The 261-nt window shown below is 46.0% G+C and carries 1 protein-coding gene; it reads right to left on the reverse strand.

What is annotated here, in order from left to right:
- The coding region (locus RYX56_RS23305) for a Holliday junction DNA helicase RuvB C-terminal domain-containing protein (RefSeq protein ID WP_317124251.1) at window positions 1–261 on the reverse strand (261 nt) is incomplete at both ends.

Here is a 261-nt window from a genome sequence, read left to right on the forward strand (position 1 = left end):
TCCATACCGAAGTGATGATAAACAGCAGCGGTTACCATCCTGCCGCGAGGGGTCCGCTGCAGAAAACCAATCTGCAATAAATAAGGTTCATATACATCTTCAATCGTTTCTGCTTCTTCACCAATAGATGCAGCAATCGTATCCAGCCCAACCGGTCCGCCGCGGAATTTTTCGATAATTCCTTTTAACAGCTTATGGTCAATGTGATCGAGTCCAAGTCTATCCACCTGTAGAAGTTCAAGCGCCTCTTTAGCAAGCAAG

It is taken from the genome of Alkalihalophilus lindianensis (assembly GCF_032843265.1).
In the GTDB taxonomy this organism is placed as follows: domain Bacteria; phylum Bacillota; class Bacilli; order Bacillales; family Bacillaceae_D; genus Alkalihalophilus; species Alkalihalophilus lindianensis.